This window comes from Ruegeria sp. SATB027, from assembly GCF_059613825.1.
Genome location: NZ_JBXWTH010000017.1, coordinates 246,384 through 267,397, shown reverse-complemented (window position 1 = coordinate 267,397; position 21,014 = coordinate 246,384). Strand labels below are relative to the sequence as shown.

Below are 21,014 nucleotides of genomic sequence, written 5' to 3'. Positions count from 1 at the left end.
TTGGACGTACTTTCGCTGATCCCGCAATTCGGCAATCTGCTGTGGACGATTGTTGCCTTTGTTATTGCGCTGTCGGTCATTGTGGCCGTGCATGAATATGGCCATTACATTGTGGGCCGGTGGTCTGGTATCCATGCCGAAGTCTTTTCGCTCGGGTTTGGACCGGTGCTCTGGAGCCGCAAGGATAAGCGCGGAACCAAGTGGCAGATCGCAGCGTTGCCTTTTGGTGGATACGTGAAATTTCTGGGCGATGCCAATGCGGCCTCGGGCAAGGATGAAGAGGCGATGGAAGACATCGCGACCCAAAATCCTGAGGAGTTGCGCCGCACCATGCACGGCGCCCCGCTATGGGCACGGGCAGCAACTGTCGCGGCTGGCCCGGTCTTTAATTTCGCCATGTCCATTCTGGTTTTTGGCCTGATCTTCTGGTCACAGGGCGTGTCGCGTGAACCCCTGACCGTTGGCGCGTTGCAGCCTTTGCCAGGCACCGTGCAGGAATTGCGCGAGGGAGATGTGATTACGGCTATCGCCGGTCGTCCGACACCGGACTATGACGAAGAAGTCGCATGGAAGGAGTTCATCGATCAGCTGCCTGTTCAACCGGTTCTGGATTATTCCGTGATCCGCGATGGCCAACCCCTTGAGGTTCAGGCCCCCTGGATGCTTCCGCCGCTGATCCGTCAGGTTGCTCCGCGTAGCGCGGCTATGGATATCCAACTGAAGCAAGGGGATGTCATCACCTCGGTCAATGGTGAACCGATCTTTGCCTTCGAACAGCTAAAGGATCATGTCGAAGGATCGGACGGCCGCGTCTTGCTGCTTGAAGTCTGGCGGGATGGGTCCGAGTTGGAATTTGCCCTGGCGCCCCGGCGCACGGATGAACCGCAGCCTGATGGTGGTTTTGTCACCCATTGGCGCATCGGAATCGTCGGCGGCATGATGCTTGAGCCTGCAACCGTACCGGCTGGTCTTTTCGATTCCCTAAAGGGCGGTGTCATCCAGACTGGACGCATCATCGAAGGGTCCTTATCCGGCATGTGGCACATGGTGACGGGTGCAATCAGCACCTGCAACATCTCGGGGCCAATCGGAATTGCCGAAACCTCGGGGGCGATGGCCAGCCAGGGGGCACAGAATTTTATCTTCTTCATTGCTGTCCTGTCGACGGCGGTCGGGTTGTTGAACCTGTTTCCCATTCCGGCGCTGGATGGCGGACATCTCGTCTTCTACGCCTACGAGGCCATTGCCGGGAAACCGCCCAGCGACCGGGCGATGCGCATACTCATGGGCATTGGAATTTCGATCATTCTGACCCTGATGCTGTTTTCGGTCAGCAACGACCTGTTCTGCTGAATGTGGCGGCTGGAGCAGATTCCAGCCGCATTACCGCCATATTTCAGCGCTACAATATTCCCGTCTAAAGGGAACAGTCATGTCCAAAACGCTGAAAAAATCGTATCAAAGCTTTAGCTTCCTCTTCATGTTGAATTGGGATGTTATGTTGAGTTTTGCCGTTACAGCGTTGGCGATGGCTGGGGCCGCCTATCTGGCGGGAATGTGATTCTCGGGAAAATCGTAGGTCTGTTGTCGCGAAGCCGTCTGCCTAACTGCTTCGATATCGCCTTTTGACAAGCTCATTCAATCCCGTTACTCAGCATTAAAGTCTCAAAATTCTGGGTAGAGCATAAAATGACTGACAGGCGAGACGCAGGCACATCCTGCGGGGGGCATATGCCGACAAACAATATTTTGTGGCAGGCGCTAACGGTTTTTTTCCTTTTTGTTGCGGTAAGTTTACTGGCGTTTCCGCATGCGGCATCGGCGCAAAACTACACAATCAACTCGTTCGATGTTGAGGGGAACCGCCGGATCGAAACCGGAACAATTATCGCTCGGACCGGAATCGAACCGGGCCAGACTGTAACGGCCGGGCAGCTTAACGATGCCTATCAGCGTTTGCTTGACAGTGGTGTATTTGAGACAGTTGAACTGACGCCGCGCGGCACGACTCTGGTCATTCAGGTCCAGGAATATCCAACGATCAACCAGATCAGCATCGAAGGGAATGCTCGCGTCAAAGACGACGTTCTTCTGGACGTGATCTCGTCGCAACCCCGCCGGGTCTTTACGCCACAGGCGGCCGAAGCAGACGCCGACACCATTGCCGAAGTGTATTCGGCCCAGGGTCGCGTCGCGGCAACCGTTATTCCTCGCATTATCCGTCGCAGCGACAACCGGGTTGATCTGGTCTTTGAAGTGGCAGAAGGCACGACCATTGAGGTCGAGCGCGTCAGCTTTGTCGGCAACCGCGCCTATTCGGACCGCCGGTTGCGCCGGGTTCTGGAAACCAAGCAGGCAACCTTCCTGCGGACGTTCTTCCGCAACGACACGTTTATTGGCGACCGCATTGAATTCGACAAACAGGTCATTCGCGATTTCTACCTGTCGCGGGGCTATATCGATTTCCGTGTGAACAGCGCCAACGTCGAATTTACCCGCGAACGGGATGCGTTCTTTCTGGTGATGAACGTCACCGAAGGCCAAAAGTTCTCGTTTGGAAAGATCACGACGGTTAGTGAAATTCCCGGTGTTGATGCGGCGCCGTATCAGGATGCGCTGAAAATCAAACCTGGCGTGACCTATACGCCGACGCTGGTGGAAAACTCGATCGCGCGGCAGGAACGCCTTGGGTTGAAACAGGGTGTTGATTTCCTGCGGGTTGAACCGCGTGTGACGCGCAATGACCGTGATCTTACCCTGGATATTGAATTTGTTCTGACGAAAGGTCCGCGGATCTTTGTCGAGCGGATCGATATCGAAGGCAACACCACCACGCTGGACCGTGTGATCCGCCGCCAGTTCGACACCGTCGAAGGTGACCCGTTCAACCCGCGTGAAATCCGTCAGGCCGCGGAACGCATCAATGCGCTCGGATTCTTTGCCGTTGCCGAGGTCGAACCTCGGGAAGGGTCGTCCCCCAGTCAGGTCATTCTGGATGTTGATGTCGAGGAACAGCCTACAGGTTCGCTGAGCCTTGGCGGCAGCTACTCGGTCACAGACGGCTTCGGGATTGCAATCGGCCTGAACGAGGCAAACTTCTTGGGACGTGGTCAGAATCTTGGTGTGTCGCTGTCAACAGCGCAGGATTCGGAGCAGTACACCATTAACTTCACCGAACCTTATCTGCTTGGCCGCAAACTGCGTTTCGACCTTGGACTGGGTCTGTCGGCAACCAATTCCGGCTTTGCCAGCTACGACACGAGCTCGTTGTTCTTCAGACCTCAGTTGACCTATGCAATTGGTGAACTGTCTGCTCTTCGGCTGCGCTATGGCTGGGACCGCAGCGAAATGACACAGCAGAGTAATCAGACCAGCGGCGCGGTGATTGCGTCCGAGATCGCGCAGGGAAAACGGACGTCCAGCTCGCTGGGACTATCCTACATCTATGACAGCCGAATTGGTGGTCTGAACCCGAACTCGGGTGTGCTGTTCGAAGTGGGCGTCGACGCGGCAGGCCTTGGCGGTGATAACAAATACTTCAAAACCACCGCACGCGGTATCGCTCAAACACGGGTCTGGAACGAAGAGGTTGTTTTGCGTGCAACTCTGGAACTAGGCGCATTGAATTGGTCCGGTAATGGTTTCAGCCGTGCAGTTGACCGATTTGTGTTAGGGCCCAGTACCTTCCGCGGTTTTGAGCCTGCGGGTCTTGGCCCGCGTGATTTGTCCAATGGTCAGGACGATGCCATCGGCGGCAACTATTACTGGGTCGCGCGTTTTGAAACCGATTTCCCCTTGGGTCTGCCCGAGGAGCTGGGCCTGCGGGGCGGTCTGTTCTATGACGTTGGAAACCTTTACAACATCAACGATGTGAACACTGCAGGGGCAAATATCGTTGGCGCAGACGGGTCCATTCGTCACGTTATCGGTATCTCGGTCTTGTGGGAAACGCCGTTTGGACCTTTGCAGTTCAACTTCTCGAAGGCTCTGAAAAAGGAAACGTTCGACAAGGAACAGAACTTTGACCTGACCATTCAGGCCCGGTTCTGATCTGCGATGACGAACAGGTTCTTTACCTTGATACAGGGCCCGCTTTGGGCCCTGTGTGCATTTATGATGCTGTTTCAGGCCCCTTCGGCTGATGCGCAGCAGCTAGGTGTTCCGCAAGCCAGCGTGGTTACGTTGTCCGGTGAGCAGCTGTTCAAGAATTCCGCATTTGGGCAACGTGTGTTGCGCGAGATCGAAAAAGAAAGCGCAATGCTTGCGGAAGAAAATGAACGGATTGTCGCGGAACTCAGCCGAGAAGAAAAAGACCTGACCGAAAAGCGCGCGACCATGCCAGCAGAGGAGTTTCGCCCGCTGGCCGAAGCGTTCGATGTCAAGGTTCAGTCCCATCGAGACGGACAAAGGGCAAAGCTGGACGCGCTGGCACGTCGCAGCGAGGAAGCGCAGCAAACGTTTTTTGAAATTGTTCGCCCGATCCTTGTTGATTTGCTACGCGAATTCGGGGCCAGCGTGATCATCGAACGCTCCAATGTCGTTGTAAGCACGTCAGATATCACCGAGGCCGCGATAATCCGCGTGAACACGGCAATTGGCGATGGCAGCGGGTTGCAAAAGGACACTAGCGAATAGGTTCGCTTGCCCTTGCGAGGCTGTATTGCTAACCACGCTGAAAAAGAAACATCCAGAACAGGATAACCGCATCATGACAACGGAAACCAAAAGTGCCGATATTCAGTTGATCCAAAGGATCCTGCCGCATCGTTATCCGTTTTTGCTGGTCGACAAGGTGGTGGACATCTCTGGCTATCAATCAGCCCGAGGTATCAAGAACGTCACCATGAACGAGCCGCATTTCCAGGGCCACTTCCCGGGAACACCGATCATGCCGGGTGTTACCATCGTCGAGGCGATGGCGCAGACAGCAGGCGTAATGCTGGGCGTGGGTATGGATGTCATCGACACCGAGTTGCTGATCTATTTCATGAGCATCGACAAATGCAAGTTCCGCAGGAAAGTTGTTCCTGGCGACGTCCTGGAAATGCATGTCGAAACGGTTCGCGGCAAGAAAGGTGGCAAGCTTTTCAAATTCAACGGCCGCGCAACTGTTGATGGTGAAGTGGCCGCCGAGGCAGAATTCTCGGCCTATGTCGATTGGGATATGGAAAAAACAACATGAGCGGTATCCACCCCAGCGCGATTATCGAAGACGGGGCGCAGATCGGGCAGGATTGCGTCATCGGTCCTTTCAGCTATGTGGGCGCCAATGTAAAACTGGCTGATCGGGTCGAACTGAAGTCTCATGTCGTTGTGACCGGTGACACATCGATTGGCGAAGACACCGTGATCTTTAATTTTTCGGTGATCGGTGAGATTCCGCAGGACCTGAAATTCGGCGGTGAAAACACGCGCCTTGAAATCGGTCAGCGCAACCGCATTCGCGAGCACGTGACGATCAATACCGGGACCGAAGGTGGCGGCGGTGTAACCCGGATCGGGGATGATTGCCTGCTGATGGCAGGTGTTCATGTGGCCCATGACGTGCAGATCGGCAACCGGGTTATCATGGTGAACCACGCAGGGGCAGCAGGCCACTGCATCGTCGAGGATGATGTGATCGTCGGTGGCATTTCGGGCCTGCACCAGTGGGTGCGTGTTGGTCGCGGGGCGATCATCGGTGCGCTCACCATGGTGCCAAAGGACGTCATTCCCTACGGTTTGGTACAAGCCTCCCGGGGTGAGCTTGAAGGTCTGAACCTCGTGGGTCTCAAGCGTAAAGGTGTTTCGCGCGAAGACATCTCGGCGTTGCGTGCCGCGTTCAAGGAGCTGTCTGAAGGCGATGGAACATTCATGGATCGCGCCAACCGTCTTGGTCAGGGTAACGACAGCGACTATGTGCAGCGGATCGTTGATTTTGTCACCGGACATAGCGATCGGTCGTTCCTGACACCGAGGAAATAGGGACATGCTTGCGTTGATTGCGGGAACCGGGGCGCTGCCGACCGAATTGGTTGCCCAGCTGGCAGAACGTCCGCTGATCTGCGCGATGGAAGGGTTCCTGCCGGATGATCTGGTCGCAGATATCGTGTTTCCGCTTGAACAGCTTGGCAGTTTTATTGCCGGGCTTCAGGCGAAGGGCGTGACCGAGATTTGTATGGCCGGCGCAGTTCGGCGCCCGAAGGTTGATCCCAAACGTATTGACGCGGCAACGATGCCGTTGGTTCCGGTGATCCAGCAGGCCATGCTGTCGGGTGATGACGGAGCTTTGCGGGCTGTCATTGGCCTGCTGGAAAGCGCAGGTTTGCGGGTGCGTGCCGCGCATGAAATCGCCCCAAGCCTGTTGCCGCCTTTGGGCTGTCTTACCGAAGTGCATCCATCCGAAAGTGACATGACAGATGCGGACCGTGCTGCCGGAATTCTGCGGGCCATGGGGGCTGCGGATATTGGTCAGGCCTGTGCCGTCTCAAAAGGGCAGGTTTTGGCAGTCGAGGGCATCTTTGGAACCGCCTGGATGCTTCAATCCCTGACGCAACGCCCGGACGCGGGCGGCGGCATACTGTTCAAAGGCCCAAAGCCCGATCAAGATCGGCGTGCTGATCTGCCTGCCATCGGGCCCGACACCGTCACGGATGCGGTCGCGGCAGGCTTGTCTGGCATCGTTCTGGAAAAGGGCGGTGTGCTGGTTTTGGAAAAAGAACAGGTCATCGCCGAATGTAACCGTCTTGGGCTGTTCCTGTATATTCGCGAGCGGGCGGTCTGATGCGCGTCTTTCTGGTCGCCGGTGAACCTTCGGGCGACCGGCTGGGCGGCGCGTTGATGGAGGGGCTGAAATCCCTGATCCCCGATATTGAGTTCGACGGGGTGGGCGGACCTTTGATGGCTGCTCAGGGGCTGACCAGCCGGTTTCCGATGTCGGAACTTTCGGTGATGGGTTTGATCGAGGTTCTGCCGAAGTTTTTTCACCTCAAGCGTCGAATCTCGGAGACTGCGCATGCAGTGTTGGACACACAGCCGGATGTTCTGATCACCATCGACAGCCCCGATTTCAGCCTGCGTGTCGCCAAAATCGTCAAAGCCGCAAGTGATATTCGCACCGTGCATTACGTTGCGCCCAGTGTCTGGGCCTGGCGTCCGGGGCGGGCGGATAAAATGGCAAAGGTCATCGACCATGTGCTGGCACTGCTTCCGTTCGAGCCGCCATACATGGAGCGGGCAGGGATGGAGTGCGACTTTGTCGGCCACCCTGTTGCCAGCGAACCGACGGCAACACAGGCCGAGATTGCGGCCTTCCGGAGCAGGTACGACCTAGGGGATGCACCAGTCCTGCTGGCTCTGCCCGGATCGCGACGGGGTGAGATCGAACGTCTGGCAGACACGTTCGGTGAGGTATTGCGGCTGTTTTTGACGGACCATCCCAGTTATCGTGTCGTGGTTCCAACCGTGGGTGCGACAACTGACCTGGTCAACGCTCTGACGCAAAGCTGGCCGGGCGCACCAATAGTGCTCGACCCGCGACAAATGGGGGCCGGGCAAGCCACGGTCGAAAAACGCGCGGCTTTTGGCACGGCATGTATCGCGCTGGCCGCTTCGGGTACGGTTTCTTTGGAACTGGCGGCGCAGTATACACCTATGGTGATCGCCTACAAACTCAATTGGCTGACCCAGAAAATGGCCGAACGCATGGTCAAGCTGGACACTGTTACATTGGTCAATCTGGTATCTGAAACACGCGCCGTGCCTGAATGCCTGCTGAACGATTGCCAGCCAGACAAGATCGCCAAAGCCCTGCATGATGTGACCAATGCCCCTGACGCTCAGCAACTCGCGATGAACCTGACAATGGAACGGTTGGGGCGCGGAGGAGAAGCTCCGGGGTTGCGGGCGGCACGGGCTGTGCTGGACAGAATGCAGATTGAGCATGCTTGATCACACGCTGTTCGCCGCTTCAGCCGGGGTTGCCATGATTTCCACCAATCTGGACAATCTGGCCGTCCTACTGGGTTTGATATTGGTGATCGAGCAACGCCGCGCCATCATTGGCTTTGCCGTCGCGCAGACAATTGTTCTGACATTGGCCATGACCGTCGCATTGGGTGTTGACCAGAGCGGCGCACCGTTTTGGATCGGGTTTCTGGGTCTTTTACCACTGGCCTTTGGTTTGCGCGGAATCTGGCGGCAATTTTTTGGGGCCAATTCTGAAGGAACCGAGTTAAAAGGGGCCGTAACATCGGTGGTTACCCTGTTCCTGAGCCTGTCGATTGACAGTTTCGCGGTCATGACACCGCTTTTGGCGGAGTCTGCCCCTTCATACCGTATTGCCGCCTTGATCGGCGCAGCACTGGCCGCTTCAGTTCTGGTCGTAGTTGCCGCCTGGGGCGCACCTCGGGCCAAAAGCCTTGGACCACGCGTCGCCCGTATGGATCGGATCGCCCCATATATCATGGTCTGCGTCGGGCTTTACATCCTCTTCAATTCGCCCACGGATGCCCTGTAACAGGCCTGTTTCGGCATTCCGTCTCGGGTTTGTTATCCGAGACCGTCTGTTGCAGCGGTGCGGACTTAAGATATCCTCGCTGAAAAGGAGATTTCATCATGACCCGCATCCCCCCTTTGTCAGACCCTGAGATGGCAGACGAGACACGCGCGTCACATGCGGCTTTGGGTGCTTATGGCCCGTTCGACAATTGGGCCCGGGTTGCCGCACATTGTCCACCGGTTCTGGAACATGTCGCGGGCATGTTGACGGCGTTGCGGGAACAGCAAACCTTGCCGCGTCGTGCGCTGGAACTGGCAATGGTGACGGTTTCCAAATTGAACGCCTGTGACTACTGCGTCTCGCATCATACTCCGCTGTTGACGGTTGCAGGTCTCAGCCCCGAAGGCGCGGCGCGCCTGCCAGATGTCGACAACCACCCCGAACTGGACGCGTGCGACAAGGCTGTCGTGCGATACGCCGAGGCGGTGACGACACGATCAGGCCGCATGCGCGACGCTGAGGTTTCCAACCTGCGGGACTGGTTCAGCGATGCCCAGATTGTCGAGTTAACCTGGCGCATCGCATTGTGCGGTGCATTCAACCGGTTCAACGATGCGCTTCAGATCCAGATCGAACCCGAGGTTGAACCCGTTTCAGCCTAGTATCCGCGCCAGATCCAGCCACCGCCAAAGATGCGGCTGCCTTCTGAGGCATAGAAGACGCAGGCCTGACCGGGCGAGATGCCTTCTTCGGGTGTCAGCAATTCCACCTCAGCAGCGGTGTCGGACAGCGGTCGAATAATGGCCTCGCGCGGGGGGCGGGTCGAACGGACCTTGACTGACAGGTGCCATTCTTCGCGCGATGTGAAGGCTTCATCGCCCAGCCAGTTGATCTCACGCACGGGAACGACACGCGTTGCCAGCATCTCTTTGGGGCCGACAACGACCTGTTTTTTGTCCACGTCCAGCTTGACCACATAAAGCGGCTCGCTCAGGCCGCCGATGCCCAAGCCGCGCCTTTGGCCGATCGTGTAATGGATCACCCCGTTGTGCTGCGCCAGAACGCGGCCATCGGCATGAACAATCTCACCCGGTTCCGCAGCACCGGGGCGCAGCTTTTCAATGACGTTGGCATAGTTGCCGTCGGGCACAAAGCAGATGTCCTGACTGTCGGGTTTGTCCGCCACAGACAACCCATATTGAGCCGCCATTTCGCGGGTCGCGTCTTTTGACGGCAAATGACCCAACGGGAAGCGCAGGAAATCAAGCTGTTCGGGCGTTGTCGAGAACAGGAAATAGGATTGATCCCGGTTAGCGTCTTCGGCGCTGTGCAGTTCCGGGCCGTTTGGCCCCATCTTGCGCTGGATATAGTGCCCGGTGGCCATACAGTCGGCCTCAAGATCCTTGGCGGTTTCCAGCAGGTCCTTGAATTTTACGCGCTCATTGCAGCGAATGCAGGGGACGGGTGTTGCGCCTGCCAGATAGCTTTCCGCAAACTCATCGATCACCGCGTCCTTGAAGATGTTTTCATAGTCCAGAACATAATGGGGAAATCCACGCTCTTCCGCTACGCGGCGCGCATCGTGGATATCGATCCCGGCACAGCACGCCCCTTTCTTGGCCAAAGCCGCGCCATGGTCATAGAGTTGCAGTGTCACCCCCACCACATCATAGCCCTGATCGGCCAAGTAAGCCGCGACGACGGAGCTATCGACGCCCCCTGACATGGCCACAACCACCCGCGTTTCCGAGGGCGGTTTGGCAAAGCCAAGCGAGTTCAGCGGGGTCTCGGTGTCGAGGGCCATTGGCGGTTCCTGTCCGGGTTAAGAAAGACCGGCAGAATATAGGAAAATTCTACACACTCTCAAGGGGTGGTTTCATACGACCTTAAGTAGGCTGGTGCCAGCTTTGATGCAGCAAAAAGGGTAAAGCGATGTATTTGCACAAAGTGGAAGGGCCAAGGTCTGTTTCTCTGCCGGATGGATCCATACTGACGCGCGCCGATCTGCCGCCGACAAGAACAAGGCGGTGGGTAGCCTCCCGCAAGATTCTGGTCGTGCGTGGGGTACTTTACGGGCTGATCAGCCTGTCTGAGGCAAAACAGAAATACGGCATCAGCGACGAAGAATTCAACGGCTGGGTTTCCCTGGTCGCGGAACACGGTGTCGAGGCTTTAAAAGCCACGGCCTTAAAAAAGTATCGACAACCTAAAGGTGAGCGGGAATAAATGATTCAACGGTAACGTCAGATTAACCATTCTTGGTCAGGTTTAATTTTAATTGGAATTATTGACCCGAATTGGAGCAGTGAAAATGCGTATACTTCTTGTCGAGGATGATCCGACTACGTCTAAAAGCATCGAACTGATGCTGACGCATGCGAACCTAAACGTTTATGCAACGGATCTTGGCGAAGAAGGTATCGATCTGGCAAAGCTCTACGATTACGACCTGATCTTGCTGGACCTGAACCTGCCGGACATGAACGGGCATGAAGTGTTGCGCCAGCTGCGGATTGCCCGGGTGGAAACACCGATCCTGATCCTTTCGGGCGCAGATGATACGGACAGCAAGATCAAAGGTTTCGGGTTTGGCGCGGATGACTATCTGACCAAACCCTTCCACCGCGAAGAACTGGTGGCCCGCATTCATGCCATCATCCGCCGGTCGAAAGGGCATTCGCAGTCCATCATCCACACAGGTCGCGTGGCCGTAAATCTGGACGCCAAGACCGTTGAGGTGGACGGAAAAACCGTGCACCTGACAGGAAAAGAATACCAGATGCTGGAATTGCTCAGCTTGCGTAAGGGTACGACTCTGACCAAGGAAATGTTTCTGAATCACTTATACGGCGGCATGGATGAACCCGAGCTGAAAATCATCGACGTCTTCATCTGCAAACTTCGCAAAAAGCTCAGCAATGCAACCGGTGGTGAGAATTATATCGAAACAGTTTGGGGGCGGGGCTACGTGTTGCGCGACCCGCAAAGCAACACTCTGGACGAGACGCGAATGGCGGTCGGCCTCTGATTTGAACCGTTTGTGTCGCTGGTGGTCCAGGGCGGCACATTGCACTCACGGCTCAGCACATCTGGACCTGGCCATGGCCTCGCCCTATCACTGAGGTCCAAGAACGCGTGACAGGGCGAGGCCATGAGCAATTCCACTCCCATATCAAACCTGACCGATGATGAGGCGCGTGCCGAACTGGCGCGGTTGGCGGACATACTGTCCCGAGCCAACACGCTGTATCACACAGAAGATGCGCCCGAGTTGTCGGATGCGGATTATGATGCCCTCAAACGCAGAAACGCCGAGATCGAGGCGCGTTTTCCCCACCTGAAACGTGCTGACAGCCCGACAGACCAAGTCGGGGCCAAACCGGCGGACGGGTTTTCAAAACTTACTCATGCCGTCCGAATGATGTCACTGGGAAATGCGTTCGACGATGGGGACATTGCCGATTTCGACGCCTCGATTCGCAAATATCTGGGCTTTGATGCAGGCGCGCCGCTGGCTTTCACAGCTGAACCCAAGATTGATGGCCTGTCTTTGTCCTTGCGTTATGAGAACGGACAGCTGGTTCAGGCCGCAACGCGGGGCGACGGTGAAGTTGGCGAGAACGTAACGGCCAACGCCTGCACTGTCTCTGATATTCCACAGCAGATTGAAAACGCGCCTGACGTTCTTGAGGTTCGGGGTGAGATTTACATGTCCCACTCTGATTTCGAAGCCTTGAACACGCGACAAGGCGAACGGGGGGGCAAACCCTTTGCCAACCCGCGCAATGCAGCGGCAGGGTCACTGCGTCAGCTGGATTCGGAAATTACCCGATCCCGCCCATTGCGCTTCTTCGCCTATGCCTGGGGTGAACTGTCAGAGCCTTTGGCGGATACCCAGATGGGAGCGATTGAGCGTCTTGCGACGCTTGGGTTCCCCACGAATTCCTTGACGCGCCTATGTGCCACGACTGAGGACATGATTGCTCATTACCGGGATATCGAAGCGCAGCGTGGGACTTTGGGGTATGATATCGATGGGGTCGTCTACAAGGTAAACGATCTGTCATTACAGGCACGTTTGGGTTTCCGTTCGACGACGCCAAGATGGGCAATCGCACATAAGTTCCCAGCCGAACTGGCCTGGACCAGATTGGAGGCGATTGACATTCAGGTTGGTCGAACAGGGGCGCTCAGCCCTGTGGCACGGTTGCATCCTGTAACGGTTGGCGGGGTGGTCGTCTCCAATGCCACTTTGCACAACGAAGATTATATCGCTGGGCGCGACGCCAAAGGCGGCACGATCCGTGATGGAAAAGATATCCGAGTGGGCGATTGGGTTCAGGTCTATCGCGCGGGCGACGTGATTCCCAAACTGTCGGATGTCGACTTGTCCAAACGCCCCGCCGATGCACGTCCCTTTGCCTTTCCGACACATTGCCCCGAATGCGGAAGCGATGCGATCCGTGAAGAGGGCGACGCGGTTCGACGGTGCACCGGCGGCCTGATCTGTCCTGCGCAGGCCGTTGAAAAGCTGAAACATTTCGTGTCGCGCAAAGCCTTTGATATAGAAGGGCTGGGCGCAAAACAGATTGAAATGTTCTATGGGGATCCAACCCTTCCGATCAATGCGCCAGCTGATATTTTCACGCTGGAACAGCGGGACGCAGCCAGTCTGACGCGGTTGAAAAACCGGGACGGGTGGGGCGAAACATCTGCCAGGAACCTGTTCGAAGCCATTGATAAAAAGCGGAAAATTTCTTTTGCGCGCTTGTTGTTTGCACTGGGCATTCGACATGTGGGCGAAGTCGGTGCGCGCGATCTGGCACTGTATTATCGTGATTGGGATGCGATGGCGCTCGCGTTGGACACTGCACGACCGGCTGCACTGGCGCAACGGCGGGCGGATGAGGCGGAAGACGCAGAGCGTGCGGCAGCGCAGCTTGAAGGGCGTCGCGCACGCGTGAAAGAAGTGCGGGACGCGGCCATCGGGGAGGCCAATGTCGCAGCCGATGCCAATGCCGCCTGGACAGAGCTGATCGGCATCGACGGAATTGGCGCAACACTTGGCCTTTCATTGTCGGACGCATTTGCCAATGAAGAGGAACGACGGGCTTTCGACACGCTGCGCAGCGAATTGACGGTTATCGCCCCCGACGCGCCAGCCTCGGACAGTCCGGTCGCGGGTAAAACCGTAGTGTTCACCGGAACGCTGGAAAAAATGACACGCGCCGAGGCGAAAGCGCGGGCCGAGGCGTTGGGCGCCAAGGTTTCCGGCTCTGTCAGCAAGAAAACCGATATTCTGGTCGCGGGTCCCGGGGCCGGGTCAAAGGCGAAGAAAGCAGCGGAACTTGGGATCGAAACTTTGGACGAGGATGGCTGGCTTCAGCTGATAGAAGGCGCATGAGCGGACGGCCCGAACAGCTTTTCCCGCTATTTGCGGGGTTGGAAACGTTGGATGGCGTCGGCCCCAAGACAGCGCAGGCCATGGCGCAGACCGGGGTGGAATCCCCGCGCGATGTTCTGTTCAGCCTGCCTTATGCCGTGGTGGATCGGCGCAGGCGGGATTCAATACAGGGGGTGGACCTGCCGGCCACTCTGACCGTGGAAGTGACAGTTGGCCCGCACAGACCGCCCCGCAGCAAGGGGGGTGCTTATCGCGTTCATGTCGAAGACAGTCAGGCCGATTTCCAGCTGGTCTTTTTCCACGCACGTGGTGAGTATCTGAAGAAAGTGTTGCCACAAGGATCACGCCGCGTGGTTTCCGGCAAGTTGGAACTGTTCGACGGTATGGCACAGATGGTGCATCCGGACCACATGCTGCCCGTTGAACAAGCAGGAGATATCCCGGAATTCGAACCGGTTTACCACCTGACGCAAGGGCTGACGCAGAAAACAGCGTTCAAGGCCAGCCGCAGCGCATTGGCACGCGCACCCGAACTTGAGGAATGGATCGATCCGGCGCAGGTGTCGCAGCAAAACTGGCCGAACTGGTCCGCGGCCATTCACGCCGGTCACAATCCGCGCGGCGCGGATGATGTCGCGCCGTTTGCCCCTGCACGTCAGAGGTTGGCGTATGACGAGTTGTTTGCGCACCAGCTGACGCTCGCTCTGGCCCGGCAACGAGAGCGCAAGTCGCGGGGAATCGTCAGCGTGGGAACCGGGGTACTGCAATCGAAAGTGCTGGCAAGCCTTCCATATCGCCCGACTGGCGCACAAACGCGCGCCATTGATGAGATTTCGGCTGATATGGCGTCTGACGCCCGAATGAACCGGCTGTTACAGGGCGACGTCGGCGCCGGTAAGACGCTGGTGGCCTTCATGGCCCTTCTGATCGCGGTTGAGGCGGGCGGGCAGGGCGTGATGATGGCCCCGACCGAAATTCTGGCGCGCCAGCATCTGGAAGGATTACGCCCCCTGGCCGAGCAGGCCGGAGTGGTTCTGGAACTGCTCACCGGGCGTGATAAGGGCGCGGAGCGGCGTGCCAAGCTTGAGGCGCTTAAACAAGGCGATATTCACATACTGGTTGGCACACATGCAGTGTTTCAAAGCGATGTTGAATTCAAGGCGCTGAGATTGGCCATCGTCGACGAACAGCACCGGTTTGGCGTGCGGCAGAGGATGGAGTTGTCGGAAAAAGGCAATGGGGCAGATGTTCTGGTAATGACCGCCACCCCCATCCCGCGCAGTCTGGCGCTGGCGCAATACGGCGACATGGATGTTTCGGTGCTGGATGAAAAGCCTCCGGGGCGAAAACCGATCAAAACGGCGATTGTCAACACACAGCGCATGGACGAAGTCATAGCCCACCTGCGGCGTGCGATTGATGAGGGGCGACAGTGTTACTGGGTGTGCCCTCTGGTCGACGAATCCGAAGTTTCGGACCTGACAGCGGCCGAGGAACGCTTCAAACGCTTGCGGGCCATTTTGGGTGAGGGCGTTGTGGGGCTGGTTCATGGTCAGATGCCACCTGCCGACAAAGACGCCGCGATGAGCGCATTTCAGAACGGGAAAACAAAGGTCCTTGTTGCCACGACGGTGATCGAGGTCGGCGTGAACGTACCCAACGCAACGATCATGGTCATTGAACGGGCCGAGATCTTTGGGCTGGCGCAATTGCACCAGTTGCGGGGGCGCGTCGGGCGCGGGGATGCGGAATCCACCTGTTTGCTGATGTATCAACCACCGCTCAGCGAGGGAGGGCGCAAGCGGCTGGAGGTTCTGCGCGAGACAGAGGATGGCTTCCGAATATCGGAAACTGACCTTGAGATGCGAGGCGCCGGCGATCTGATCGGAACTGCGCAATCCGGGTTGCCAAAATTCCATATCGCGGATCTGGAACGTCAGGCAGGATTGATGGCCGTCGCCCAATCCGATGCGCGGGCGCTGCTAACGACCGATCCCAAACTGACTTCGGACAGGGGAAGGGCCGCACGTGTACTTTTGTGGCTGATGAAACAGGATCAGGCGATCCGTTTGATTTCAGTGGGTTAGCTGTAACGTTCCCTAAAGTTCACAAATGTTCTTAAAAAGTTCTTTACCTGCGCCTGGAAATATGAGAACAAAAGGTCAACAAAGGATTAAAACTCTGACCGGAGGTGACCCTATGCTGACCCAGATCAAGACCGCTTTTAGCCGCGCGCAATCGACCATCCTGCAGGATGCCGTTGGCGTGTTGTCTTTGGTCGTGATGCTGATGGTGGCCCTTCACCTACCGGTTGGTTTCTAAGCCTTTCTGCCTGCGATCTCGTGCCGAAAAATCCGCGCTGTCATCCCCATTTCAGTCAAGGGTGACCTGCCTGTCCCAAACCCCTTGAGGGGCCATGCCTCGGCCCCGCGTGGTACACCGGACCCCACACGAGACACGCAATACCTGCCGCCGCCCTTTCGCCCGGAAAGCGCGGCGGCTTTTTTCTACAATTGGCCGGTTTTGAAGATCTCCAACAGCGCGGACAGGACTGAGTTGGCAGCAACCGAGGCCAAGATCATGCCCATGACACGGCTGATGATTGCCGCGCCTGAATGACCGATCAGCCGAATGATGGGCTCGGCCAAAAGCATCAGTACAAACGCAACCAGCAATACGGAAAGCATGACAAGCGCAGTGATACCCTGATCGGCGATGCTGTAACGGTGGTTGTCAGTCAGGATAACGATTGCCAGCATTGCGCCGGGGGATGCCAGTGAAGGCACGGCAAGCGGGAAAATCGCCGGGTTCTGCTGGTGATACGCGTCTTCACGATCTTCTTCGGCTTGCCGTTGTTCGATCTCTTGTTTGCTTTCACCAAAGATCATCGTCAGGGCAAACAGAAACAGGATAATGCCGCCAGCGACCTGAAACGAATTCAACCCGATATCCAGCGCTTCGATCAGCACCTGACCAAATACAAGGAAGAACAGCAATACGGCAGCACTTATCACGGCTGCTAACATCGCTGTCCGCCGCCGGCCTGCCGCGTCCAATCCGGCAGTAACTGCAATGAAAACGGGAATTGTTCCAATCGGGTCGATAACGACCCAAAGCGTAACGAAATGTTCGAGCAAATTATTCAAACCCATCCCTCCTGAAATCTGGGCAGAGGGTAAACGGGTTTACACCAAATAGCTATAATCAGGCGCAGTTTGCCTGTTCAGCCTGCGCCATGGCCTCAGCCGTGGCATCCAGAACCAGCAGGATCGACGCGTGGCGGTTTTTATAATCCCGTGCGGGCATAAGCACCTCAAGCCCATCAAACGGCGCATCAGGTGCAGGGCCGCCAGTCTTGAGCATGGCCGCCAACTGATCGCGCGCAGCTTCGACCTGCGCCCGCGACGCGCCAATTATCGCTTCCCCAACGACCGAGGCGGACGCTTGCCCCAAAGCGCAGGCTTTGACGTCCTGACCAAAGGCACTGATCTGACCATCACGAACCTTGATGTCCACAGTTACAGTCGATCCGCATAAAGGTGAGCGTTTCTTGACGGTTGCATCGGGATCTTCCAATCGCTCAAGATGCGGAATATCCGCAGCCAGCGCCAGAATGCGCCCAGAGTACAGCTTAATCAGGTCGTTCTCGCCGCTCATGGCTTTCCCTCGTCGTGTGTTACCCATACATAGTGGCGAGCCCACCGGATGCAAAAGGTTTTTGAGATGTCTGACCCAGTCGTGTTTGATCCCTCTACTTTGAGATTTAATGAGGCGGGTCTGATCCCGGCGATTGCGCAGGATGAAACATCAGGCGAGGTTCTGATGATGGCCTGGATGAATGTACAGGCAGTTGAAAAGACCCTCGAATCCGGGCGGGTGACCTATTGGTCACGCTCGCGGCAGGCTTTCTGGATCAAGGGCGAAACCTCGGGCCATGTGCAGGAATTGGTGGATTTCCGGATCGATTGCGACCGGGACTGCCTATTGGTTCTTGTCCGTCAAACCGGAGCAGCCTGTCATACCAACCGACGAACCTGTTTTTTTACCGCCGTTCGGGATGGGGTCGAAACTGAACTGATGGCGCCAATGGAATAGGGGTCAAAGCCCAACCATTCGGCGTATGTCATCTGGGCTGGCCCCTTCGGCCCGGTACTTTGCAATTGCGCGGGCATCGTCGCGTTTGGCCAGCCGTTTGCCTGAATCATCGCGGATCAGATCATGATGGAAATACGCGGGTGTCGGTAGGTTCAACAACGCCTGCAAAAGAACGTGGATGCGGGTTGCTTCGAACAAGTCCCGCCCTCGAACCACCTGTGTTACGCCCTGAACAGCATCGTCAAGCACAACGGACAAGTGATACGACGTCCCCATGTCGCGGCGGGACAGAACTACATCACCTATGGTGGTGACCAACTCATCAGGCGTGAAAGTGATAATGCCGGTTTCGCCGCCCGGACCCGATCCCAACTCAAGAAATTGGTACCTGTCCGGGTTGCGGACCGCCTGACACGCCTTGACCACGTCCAATCGCAAGGGGTTCTGAGTTGGACGAGGAAGGTTCGGTAAATCTTTGCCAGCAAACCTTTTTCGACAGGTTCCGGAGTACACAAGCCCGTCGGGTCCAAGCATGGGTGCGCCTTCCTGCGGCGCACTGGCTGCTGCTGCGATATCTTTGCGATTACACGTGCATGGATACAAAAGCCCCTGCGCCCATAGCTGGTCCAACGCCTTATGGTAAACGTCCATACGATCCGATTGGCGCATTACGGGTTCAGGCCATGTCAGCCCCAGCCATCTGAGGTCTCTGTATATCTGATCCTCCCATAGCTGTCGTGAGCGGGATCGATCGATATCCTCAATTCGCAGCAAGAACCGGCCGCTTTCAGATGCGGCCCTATCGCTGGCAACCAACGCAGAATACGCGTGCCCAAGGTGAAGGGGGCCTGTTGGGGATGGCGCAAAGCGCGTTACAAGAGTCACGCTTTTTCTAATACATACACGTCAGAGTTAAGGTTGATTCCAGGCAGGTGGGGACCGTGTTCACGAAATAACAAACGTGCTGCCCCCATGTCGACCCAATCCGTCAGACGGCAGGTGAATTTATGGTCCGCCAACGCATGATCGTTCAGCGAAAAGCCAAGCAAACCACCCTTGGGCAGTGCGTGCATCAACAAATCCAGTGTCTCGGGCGGGGCAGCACCTTTTCCGATCACTCCTATGGCTGTGATCATCGTGTATTCCCCACGCTTCAACGGCGCGGGCTTGGCGATATCGAATCCGGTCAATGTTCGGTAAACGCCCTTGCTGGCGGCTTCCTGAAGCATGTTCTCTGTTGGGTCCATCCCATCGATGACCTCAAAGCCGACAGCGCGCAGGGCAAGCCCCGACAACCCGGTGCCGCAGCCGTAGTCCAGAATAGGTGTCTGGGGCTTCGGTGCGAAAGACCACAAAGCCGCTGCTACACGGCCCGGCGTGGCGTAACCGTGTTCACCAACTTCCTTTTCATAGGTTGCAGCCCAGTTCTGATAGTGCGCTTCAGTCGCTTCAGGCGTGCCGAGATTGTATGTGCTGTTCAGAAACGTGTCGTTCATTCCAGCATGCTAGGCTGAGACCGCATTACGCGTCCAGTCAGCAATGCTCCAACCAGGTACTCCATTCGGCTTTGGCCCGGTCGGTATAGGCCTTGTACCTGTCTTTACGACCCCGACGACCGCCTTTCAGGCCATCCACGGGGCGAAACAGGCCGAAATTCACGTTCATCGGCTGAAAGGTCTTGGCCTCGGCACCGCCCGTAATGTGGTGAATCAAAGCACCCATTGCGCTGTCTTGCGGAACGGTTGGCAGATCACGCCCCAAAATCTGAGCGGCGGCAAGCCGACCGGCCAGCAACCCCATCGCGGCGCTTTCTACATAGCCTTCGACACCCGTGATCTGTCCGGCAAAGCGGATGTTGGGTTTGGATTTCAACCGCATTTGCGAATCCAAAAGCGTGGGAGAGTTGATGAACGTGTTGCGGTGGATGCCACCCAACCGGGCAAAGCTGGCATTTTCCAAGCCCGGGATCATACGGAACACTTCGGTCTGGGCACCATATTTCATCTTGGTCTGGAAACCCACGATGTTGAACAAGGTGCCCAAAGCGTTATCACGGCGCAGCTGCACCACCGCATGAGGTTTCACGTCGGGCTCATGCGGGTTGGTCAGCCCGACCGGTTTCATCGGACCATGGCGCAGCGTTTCGCGACCGCGTTCGGCCATAACCTCAATGGGTAGACAGCCGTCGAAGTAACCTGCTGTCTCTCCTTCGTGAAATTCGGTTTTATCTGCTGCCAGAAGCGCGTCTATGAAGGCTTCGTACTGATCCCGGTCCATCGGGCAGTTCAGATAGGCTGTGCGTTCTTCTTCGGTCTCGCCCTTGTCGTAGCGTGATTGCATCCACGCTTTGCTCATGTCGATGCTCTCGGCATAGACAATCGGTGCGATGGCGTCGAAAAAGGCAAGTGCGTCAGACCCTGTCTCGGCCTGGATGGACTGACCCAGCGTGGGTGACGTCAGAGGACCGGTCGCAAAGATCCACTGGCCTTCGTCGGGCAGGGTCGTCACTTCTTCGTCGGTTACCCTCACACGCGGGTGGGCGCGAAGTTTTGCGGTCACACTTTCTGCAAACGGGTCACGATCCACAGCCAGCGCGCCACCGGCTGGCAGGCGGTGTTCATCGGCCGTTGTCATGATCAACCCATTGGCGGCGCGCATCTCCCAATGCAGCAGGCCCACGGCATTCTGCTCATCATCATCCGAGCGGAACGAGTTCGAACACACCATTTCCGCCAGATTGCCGGTCTGATGTGCAAAGGTGCCGATGGTCGGACGCATTTCGTGGATCACAACATCCACGCCCATTTCAGCAGCTTGCCAGGCCGCTTCTGACCCGGCCATGCCGCCGCCTACAATATGCAAAACTTGTGTCATGCGATGCCACATAGGGCAGACCACAATCGGGCGCAACTGAGGCAAAGCGGTTTCGCGAATTTTATGGAAGGGGTCTTGGGGTCGCCGCTGCGGGATTGTCAGCGCTGGTGAGAGAGACCAGCTGGAGGGACCTTCCGCCCACGGCGACCCAAAAGTGTCCTG

The 21,014-nt window shown here is 56.9% G+C and carries 22 protein-coding genes; 16 read left to right on the top strand and 6 right to left on the bottom strand.

What is annotated here, in order from left to right; translation table 11 throughout:
• The 10 genes from rseP (at position 1) to AC2FPW_RS03245 (ending at position 9,141) form a co-directional block, all read left to right on the top strand.
• The gene (gene rseP, locus AC2FPW_RS03290; RefSeq protein ID WP_480558446.1) at positions 1–1,353 is read left to right on the top strand and encodes an RIP metalloprotease RseP; all 1,353 of its coding nucleotides are present in this window, start codon (positions 1–3) and stop codon (positions 1,351–1,353) included.
• 79 nt (positions 1,354–1,432) lie between these two features.
• On the top strand, positions 1,433–1,561 hold the full coding sequence (locus tag AC2FPW_RS03285) for a hypothetical protein (protein WP_267364732.1): 129 nt from the start codon (positions 1,433–1,435) through the stop codon (positions 1,559–1,561).
• Positions 1,562–1,689: 128 nt separating this feature from the next.
• Positions 1,690–4,050, top strand: a complete 2,361-nt coding sequence (gene bamA, locus AC2FPW_RS03280; RefSeq protein WP_496812543.1) for an outer membrane protein assembly factor BamA — start codon at positions 1,690–1,692, stop codon at positions 4,048–4,050.
• Between the two features lie 63 nt (positions 4,051–4,113).
• Entirely contained in the window at positions 4,114–4,635 is a 522-nt protein-coding gene (locus AC2FPW_RS03275) for an OmpH/Skp family outer membrane protein (RefSeq protein WP_480545593.1), read from the top strand.
• A 73-nt stretch (positions 4,636–4,708) separates the two neighbouring features.
• Positions 4,709–5,182 carry a 3-hydroxyacyl-ACP dehydratase FabZ gene (gene fabZ / locus AC2FPW_RS03270; protein WP_480831221.1) on the top strand — a complete coding sequence of 158 codons (474 nt, stop codon included), beginning with the start codon at positions 4,709–4,711 and terminating at the stop codon, positions 5,180–5,182.
• A complete protein-coding gene (gene lpxA / locus AC2FPW_RS03265) occupies positions 5,179–5,964 on the top strand; it encodes an acyl-ACP--UDP-N-acetylglucosamine O-acyltransferase (protein WP_267364736.1) in 786 nt (261 codons plus the stop codon). Before fabZ ends, lpxA begins: the two co-directional genes overlap by 4 nt.
• Positions 5,965–5,968: 4 nt before the next feature.
• Positions 5,969–6,763, top strand: coding sequence for an LpxI family protein (locus AC2FPW_RS03260; RefSeq protein WP_267364737.1), 795 nt, complete (start codon positions 5,969–5,971; stop codon positions 6,761–6,763).
• Positions 6,763–7,929, top strand: coding sequence for a lipid-A-disaccharide synthase (gene lpxB, locus AC2FPW_RS03255; RefSeq protein ID WP_496812541.1), 1,167 nt, complete (start codon positions 6,763–6,765; stop codon positions 7,927–7,929). The genes AC2FPW_RS03260 and lpxB overlap by 1 nt, the downstream gene beginning before the upstream one ends.
• Entirely contained in the window at positions 7,922–8,497 is a 576-nt protein-coding gene (locus AC2FPW_RS03250) for a hypothetical protein (RefSeq protein ID WP_496812540.1), read from the top strand. Before lpxB ends, AC2FPW_RS03250 begins: the two co-directional genes overlap by 8 nt.
• Positions 8,498–8,595: 98 nt before the next feature.
• Positions 8,596–9,141 carry a carboxymuconolactone decarboxylase family protein gene (locus AC2FPW_RS03245; protein ID WP_496751869.1) on the top strand — a complete coding sequence of 182 codons (546 nt, stop codon included), beginning with the start codon at positions 8,596–8,598 and terminating at the stop codon, positions 9,139–9,141.
• Here AC2FPW_RS03245 and mnmA read toward each other — a convergent pair.
• Positions 9,138–10,283, bottom strand: a complete 1,146-nt coding sequence (gene mnmA / locus AC2FPW_RS03240; protein WP_496812539.1) for a tRNA 2-thiouridine(34) synthase MnmA — start codon at positions 10,281–10,283, stop codon at positions 9,138–9,140. The two genes, AC2FPW_RS03245 and mnmA, sit on opposite strands and share 4 nt — an antisense overlap.
• A gap of 128 nt (positions 10,284–10,411) precedes the next feature.
• Here mnmA and sciP point away from each other — a divergent pair, with 128 nt between their 5' ends.
• The 5 genes from sciP (at position 10,412) to AC2FPW_RS03215 (ending at position 16,205) form a co-directional block, all read left to right on the top strand.
• Entirely contained in the window at positions 10,412–10,705 is a 294-nt protein-coding gene (gene sciP, locus AC2FPW_RS03235; RefSeq protein WP_496812538.1) for a CtrA inhibitor SciP, read from the top strand.
• Positions 10,706–10,790: 85 nt separating this feature from the next.
• Positions 10,791–11,507, top strand: coding sequence for a response regulator transcription factor CtrA (gene ctrA / locus AC2FPW_RS03230; RefSeq protein ID WP_267364745.1), 717 nt, complete (start codon positions 10,791–10,793; stop codon positions 11,505–11,507).
• Between the two features lie 123 nt (positions 11,508–11,630).
• Positions 11,631–13,883 carry an NAD-dependent DNA ligase LigA gene (gene ligA / locus AC2FPW_RS03225; protein WP_496812537.1) on the top strand — a complete coding sequence of 751 codons (2,253 nt, stop codon included), beginning with the start codon at positions 11,631–11,633 and terminating at the stop codon, positions 13,881–13,883.
• On the top strand, positions 13,880–15,970 hold the full coding sequence (gene recG / locus AC2FPW_RS03220; protein ID WP_496812536.1) for an ATP-dependent DNA helicase RecG: 2,091 nt from the start codon (positions 13,880–13,882) through the stop codon (positions 15,968–15,970). The genes ligA and recG overlap by 4 nt, the downstream gene beginning before the upstream one ends.
• A 112-nt stretch (positions 15,971–16,082) precedes the next feature.
• On the top strand, positions 16,083–16,205 hold the full coding sequence (locus tag AC2FPW_RS03215) for a hypothetical protein (RefSeq protein ID WP_267366389.1): 123 nt from the start codon (positions 16,083–16,085) through the stop codon (positions 16,203–16,205).
• A gap of 185 nt (positions 16,206–16,390) precedes the next feature.
• Here the strand turns inward: AC2FPW_RS03215 and AC2FPW_RS03210 are convergent, their stop codons facing one another.
• Together AC2FPW_RS03210 and AC2FPW_RS03205 are read right to left on the bottom strand one after the other, a co-directional pair.
• Positions 16,391–17,029 carry a MarC family protein gene (locus tag AC2FPW_RS03210; protein ID WP_267366387.1) on the bottom strand — a complete coding sequence of 213 codons (639 nt, stop codon included), beginning with the start codon at positions 17,027–17,029 and terminating at the stop codon, positions 16,391–16,393.
• 58 nt (positions 17,030–17,087) lie between these two features.
• The gene (locus AC2FPW_RS03205) at positions 17,088–17,540 is read right to left on the bottom strand and encodes an iron-sulfur cluster assembly scaffold protein (protein WP_267366385.1); all 453 of its coding nucleotides are present in this window, start codon (positions 17,538–17,540) and stop codon (positions 17,088–17,090) included.
• 48 nt (positions 17,541–17,588) lie between these two features.
• Here AC2FPW_RS03205 and hisI point away from each other — a divergent pair, with 48 nt between their 5' ends.
• Positions 17,589–17,978: a phosphoribosyl-AMP cyclohydrolase gene (hisI, locus tag AC2FPW_RS03200; protein WP_496812535.1), complete on the top strand. Its 390-nt coding sequence runs from the start codon at positions 17,589–17,591 to the stop codon at positions 17,976–17,978.
• Between the two features lie 3 nt (positions 17,979–17,981).
• Here hisI and gluQRS read toward each other — a convergent pair whose 3' ends face one another.
• The 3 genes from gluQRS to trmFO are packed head-to-tail and all read right to left on the bottom strand — an operon-like array spanning position 17,982 to position 20,852.
• Complete coding sequence (gene gluQRS / locus AC2FPW_RS03195; RefSeq protein ID WP_496812534.1) at positions 17,982–18,863, bottom strand: tRNA glutamyl-Q(34) synthetase GluQRS; 882 nt, start codon at positions 18,861–18,863, stop codon at positions 17,982–17,984.
• Entirely contained in the window at positions 18,860–19,474 is a 615-nt protein-coding gene (locus tag AC2FPW_RS03190; protein WP_480505215.1) for a class I SAM-dependent DNA methyltransferase, read from the bottom strand. Before AC2FPW_RS03190 ends, gluQRS begins: the two co-directional genes overlap by 4 nt.
• A 37-nt stretch (positions 19,475–19,511) precedes the next feature.
• On the bottom strand, positions 19,512–20,852 hold the full coding sequence (trmFO, locus tag AC2FPW_RS03185; protein WP_496812533.1) for a methylenetetrahydrofolate--tRNA-(uracil(54)-C(5))-methyltransferase (FADH(2)-oxidizing) TrmFO: 1,341 nt from the start codon (positions 20,850–20,852) through the stop codon (positions 19,512–19,514).
• Between the last annotated feature and the right edge of the window lie 162 nt (positions 20,853–21,014).

Excerpts from the sequence above, each read along its gene's own strand:
- AC2FPW_RS03285 (WP_267364732.1), top strand. The coding sequence starts at position 1,433 with ATGTCCAAAACGCTGAAAAAATCGTATCAAAGCTTTAGCTTCCTCTTC.
- bamA (WP_496812543.1), top strand. The coding sequence starts at position 1,690 with ATGACTGACAGGCGAGACGCAGGCACATCCTGCGGGGGGCATATGCCG.
- AC2FPW_RS03275 (WP_480545593.1), top strand. The coding sequence starts at position 4,114 with ATGATGCTGTTTCAGGCCCCTTCGGCTGATGCGCAGCAGCTAGGTGTT.
- fabZ (WP_480831221.1), top strand. The coding sequence starts at position 4,709 with ATGACAACGGAAACCAAAAGTGCCGATATTCAGTTGATCCAAAGGATC.
- lpxA (WP_267364736.1), top strand. The coding sequence starts at position 5,179 with ATGAGCGGTATCCACCCCAGCGCGATTATCGAAGACGGGGCGCAGATC.
- AC2FPW_RS03260 (WP_267364737.1), top strand. The coding sequence starts at position 5,969 with ATGCTTGCGTTGATTGCGGGAACCGGGGCGCTGCCGACCGAATTGGTT.
- lpxB (WP_496812541.1), top strand. The coding sequence starts at position 6,763 with ATGCGCGTCTTTCTGGTCGCCGGTGAACCTTCGGGCGACCGGCTGGGC.
- AC2FPW_RS03250 (WP_496812540.1), top strand. The coding sequence starts at position 7,922 with ATGCTTGATCACACGCTGTTCGCCGCTTCAGCCGGGGTTGCCATGATT.
- AC2FPW_RS03245 (WP_496751869.1), top strand. The coding sequence starts at position 8,596 with ATGACCCGCATCCCCCCTTTGTCAGACCCTGAGATGGCAGACGAGACA.
- mnmA (WP_496812539.1), bottom strand. The coding sequence starts at position 10,283 with ATGGCCCTCGACACCGAGACCCCGCTGAACTCGCTTGGCTTTGCCAAA.
- sciP (WP_496812538.1), top strand. The coding sequence starts at position 10,412 with ATGTATTTGCACAAAGTGGAAGGGCCAAGGTCTGTTTCTCTGCCGGAT.
- ctrA (WP_267364745.1), top strand. The coding sequence starts at position 10,791 with ATGCGTATACTTCTTGTCGAGGATGATCCGACTACGTCTAAAAGCATC.
- ligA (WP_496812537.1), top strand. The coding sequence starts at position 11,631 with ATGAGCAATTCCACTCCCATATCAAACCTGACCGATGATGAGGCGCGT.
- recG (WP_496812536.1), top strand. The coding sequence starts at position 13,880 with ATGAGCGGACGGCCCGAACAGCTTTTCCCGCTATTTGCGGGGTTGGAA.
- AC2FPW_RS03215 (WP_267366389.1), top strand. The coding sequence starts at position 16,083 with ATGCTGACCCAGATCAAGACCGCTTTTAGCCGCGCGCAATCGACCATC.
- AC2FPW_RS03205 (WP_267366385.1), bottom strand. The coding sequence starts at position 17,540 with ATGAGCGGCGAGAACGACCTGATTAAGCTGTACTCTGGGCGCATTCTG.
- hisI (WP_496812535.1), top strand. The coding sequence starts at position 17,589 with ATGCAAAAGGTTTTTGAGATGTCTGACCCAGTCGTGTTTGATCCCTCT.
- AC2FPW_RS03190 (WP_480505215.1), bottom strand. The coding sequence starts at position 19,474 with ATGAACGACACGTTTCTGAACAGCACATACAATCTCGGCACGCCTGAA.
- trmFO (WP_496812533.1), bottom strand. The coding sequence starts at position 20,852 with ATGACACAAGTTTTGCATATTGTAGGCGGCGGCATGGCCGGGTCAGAA.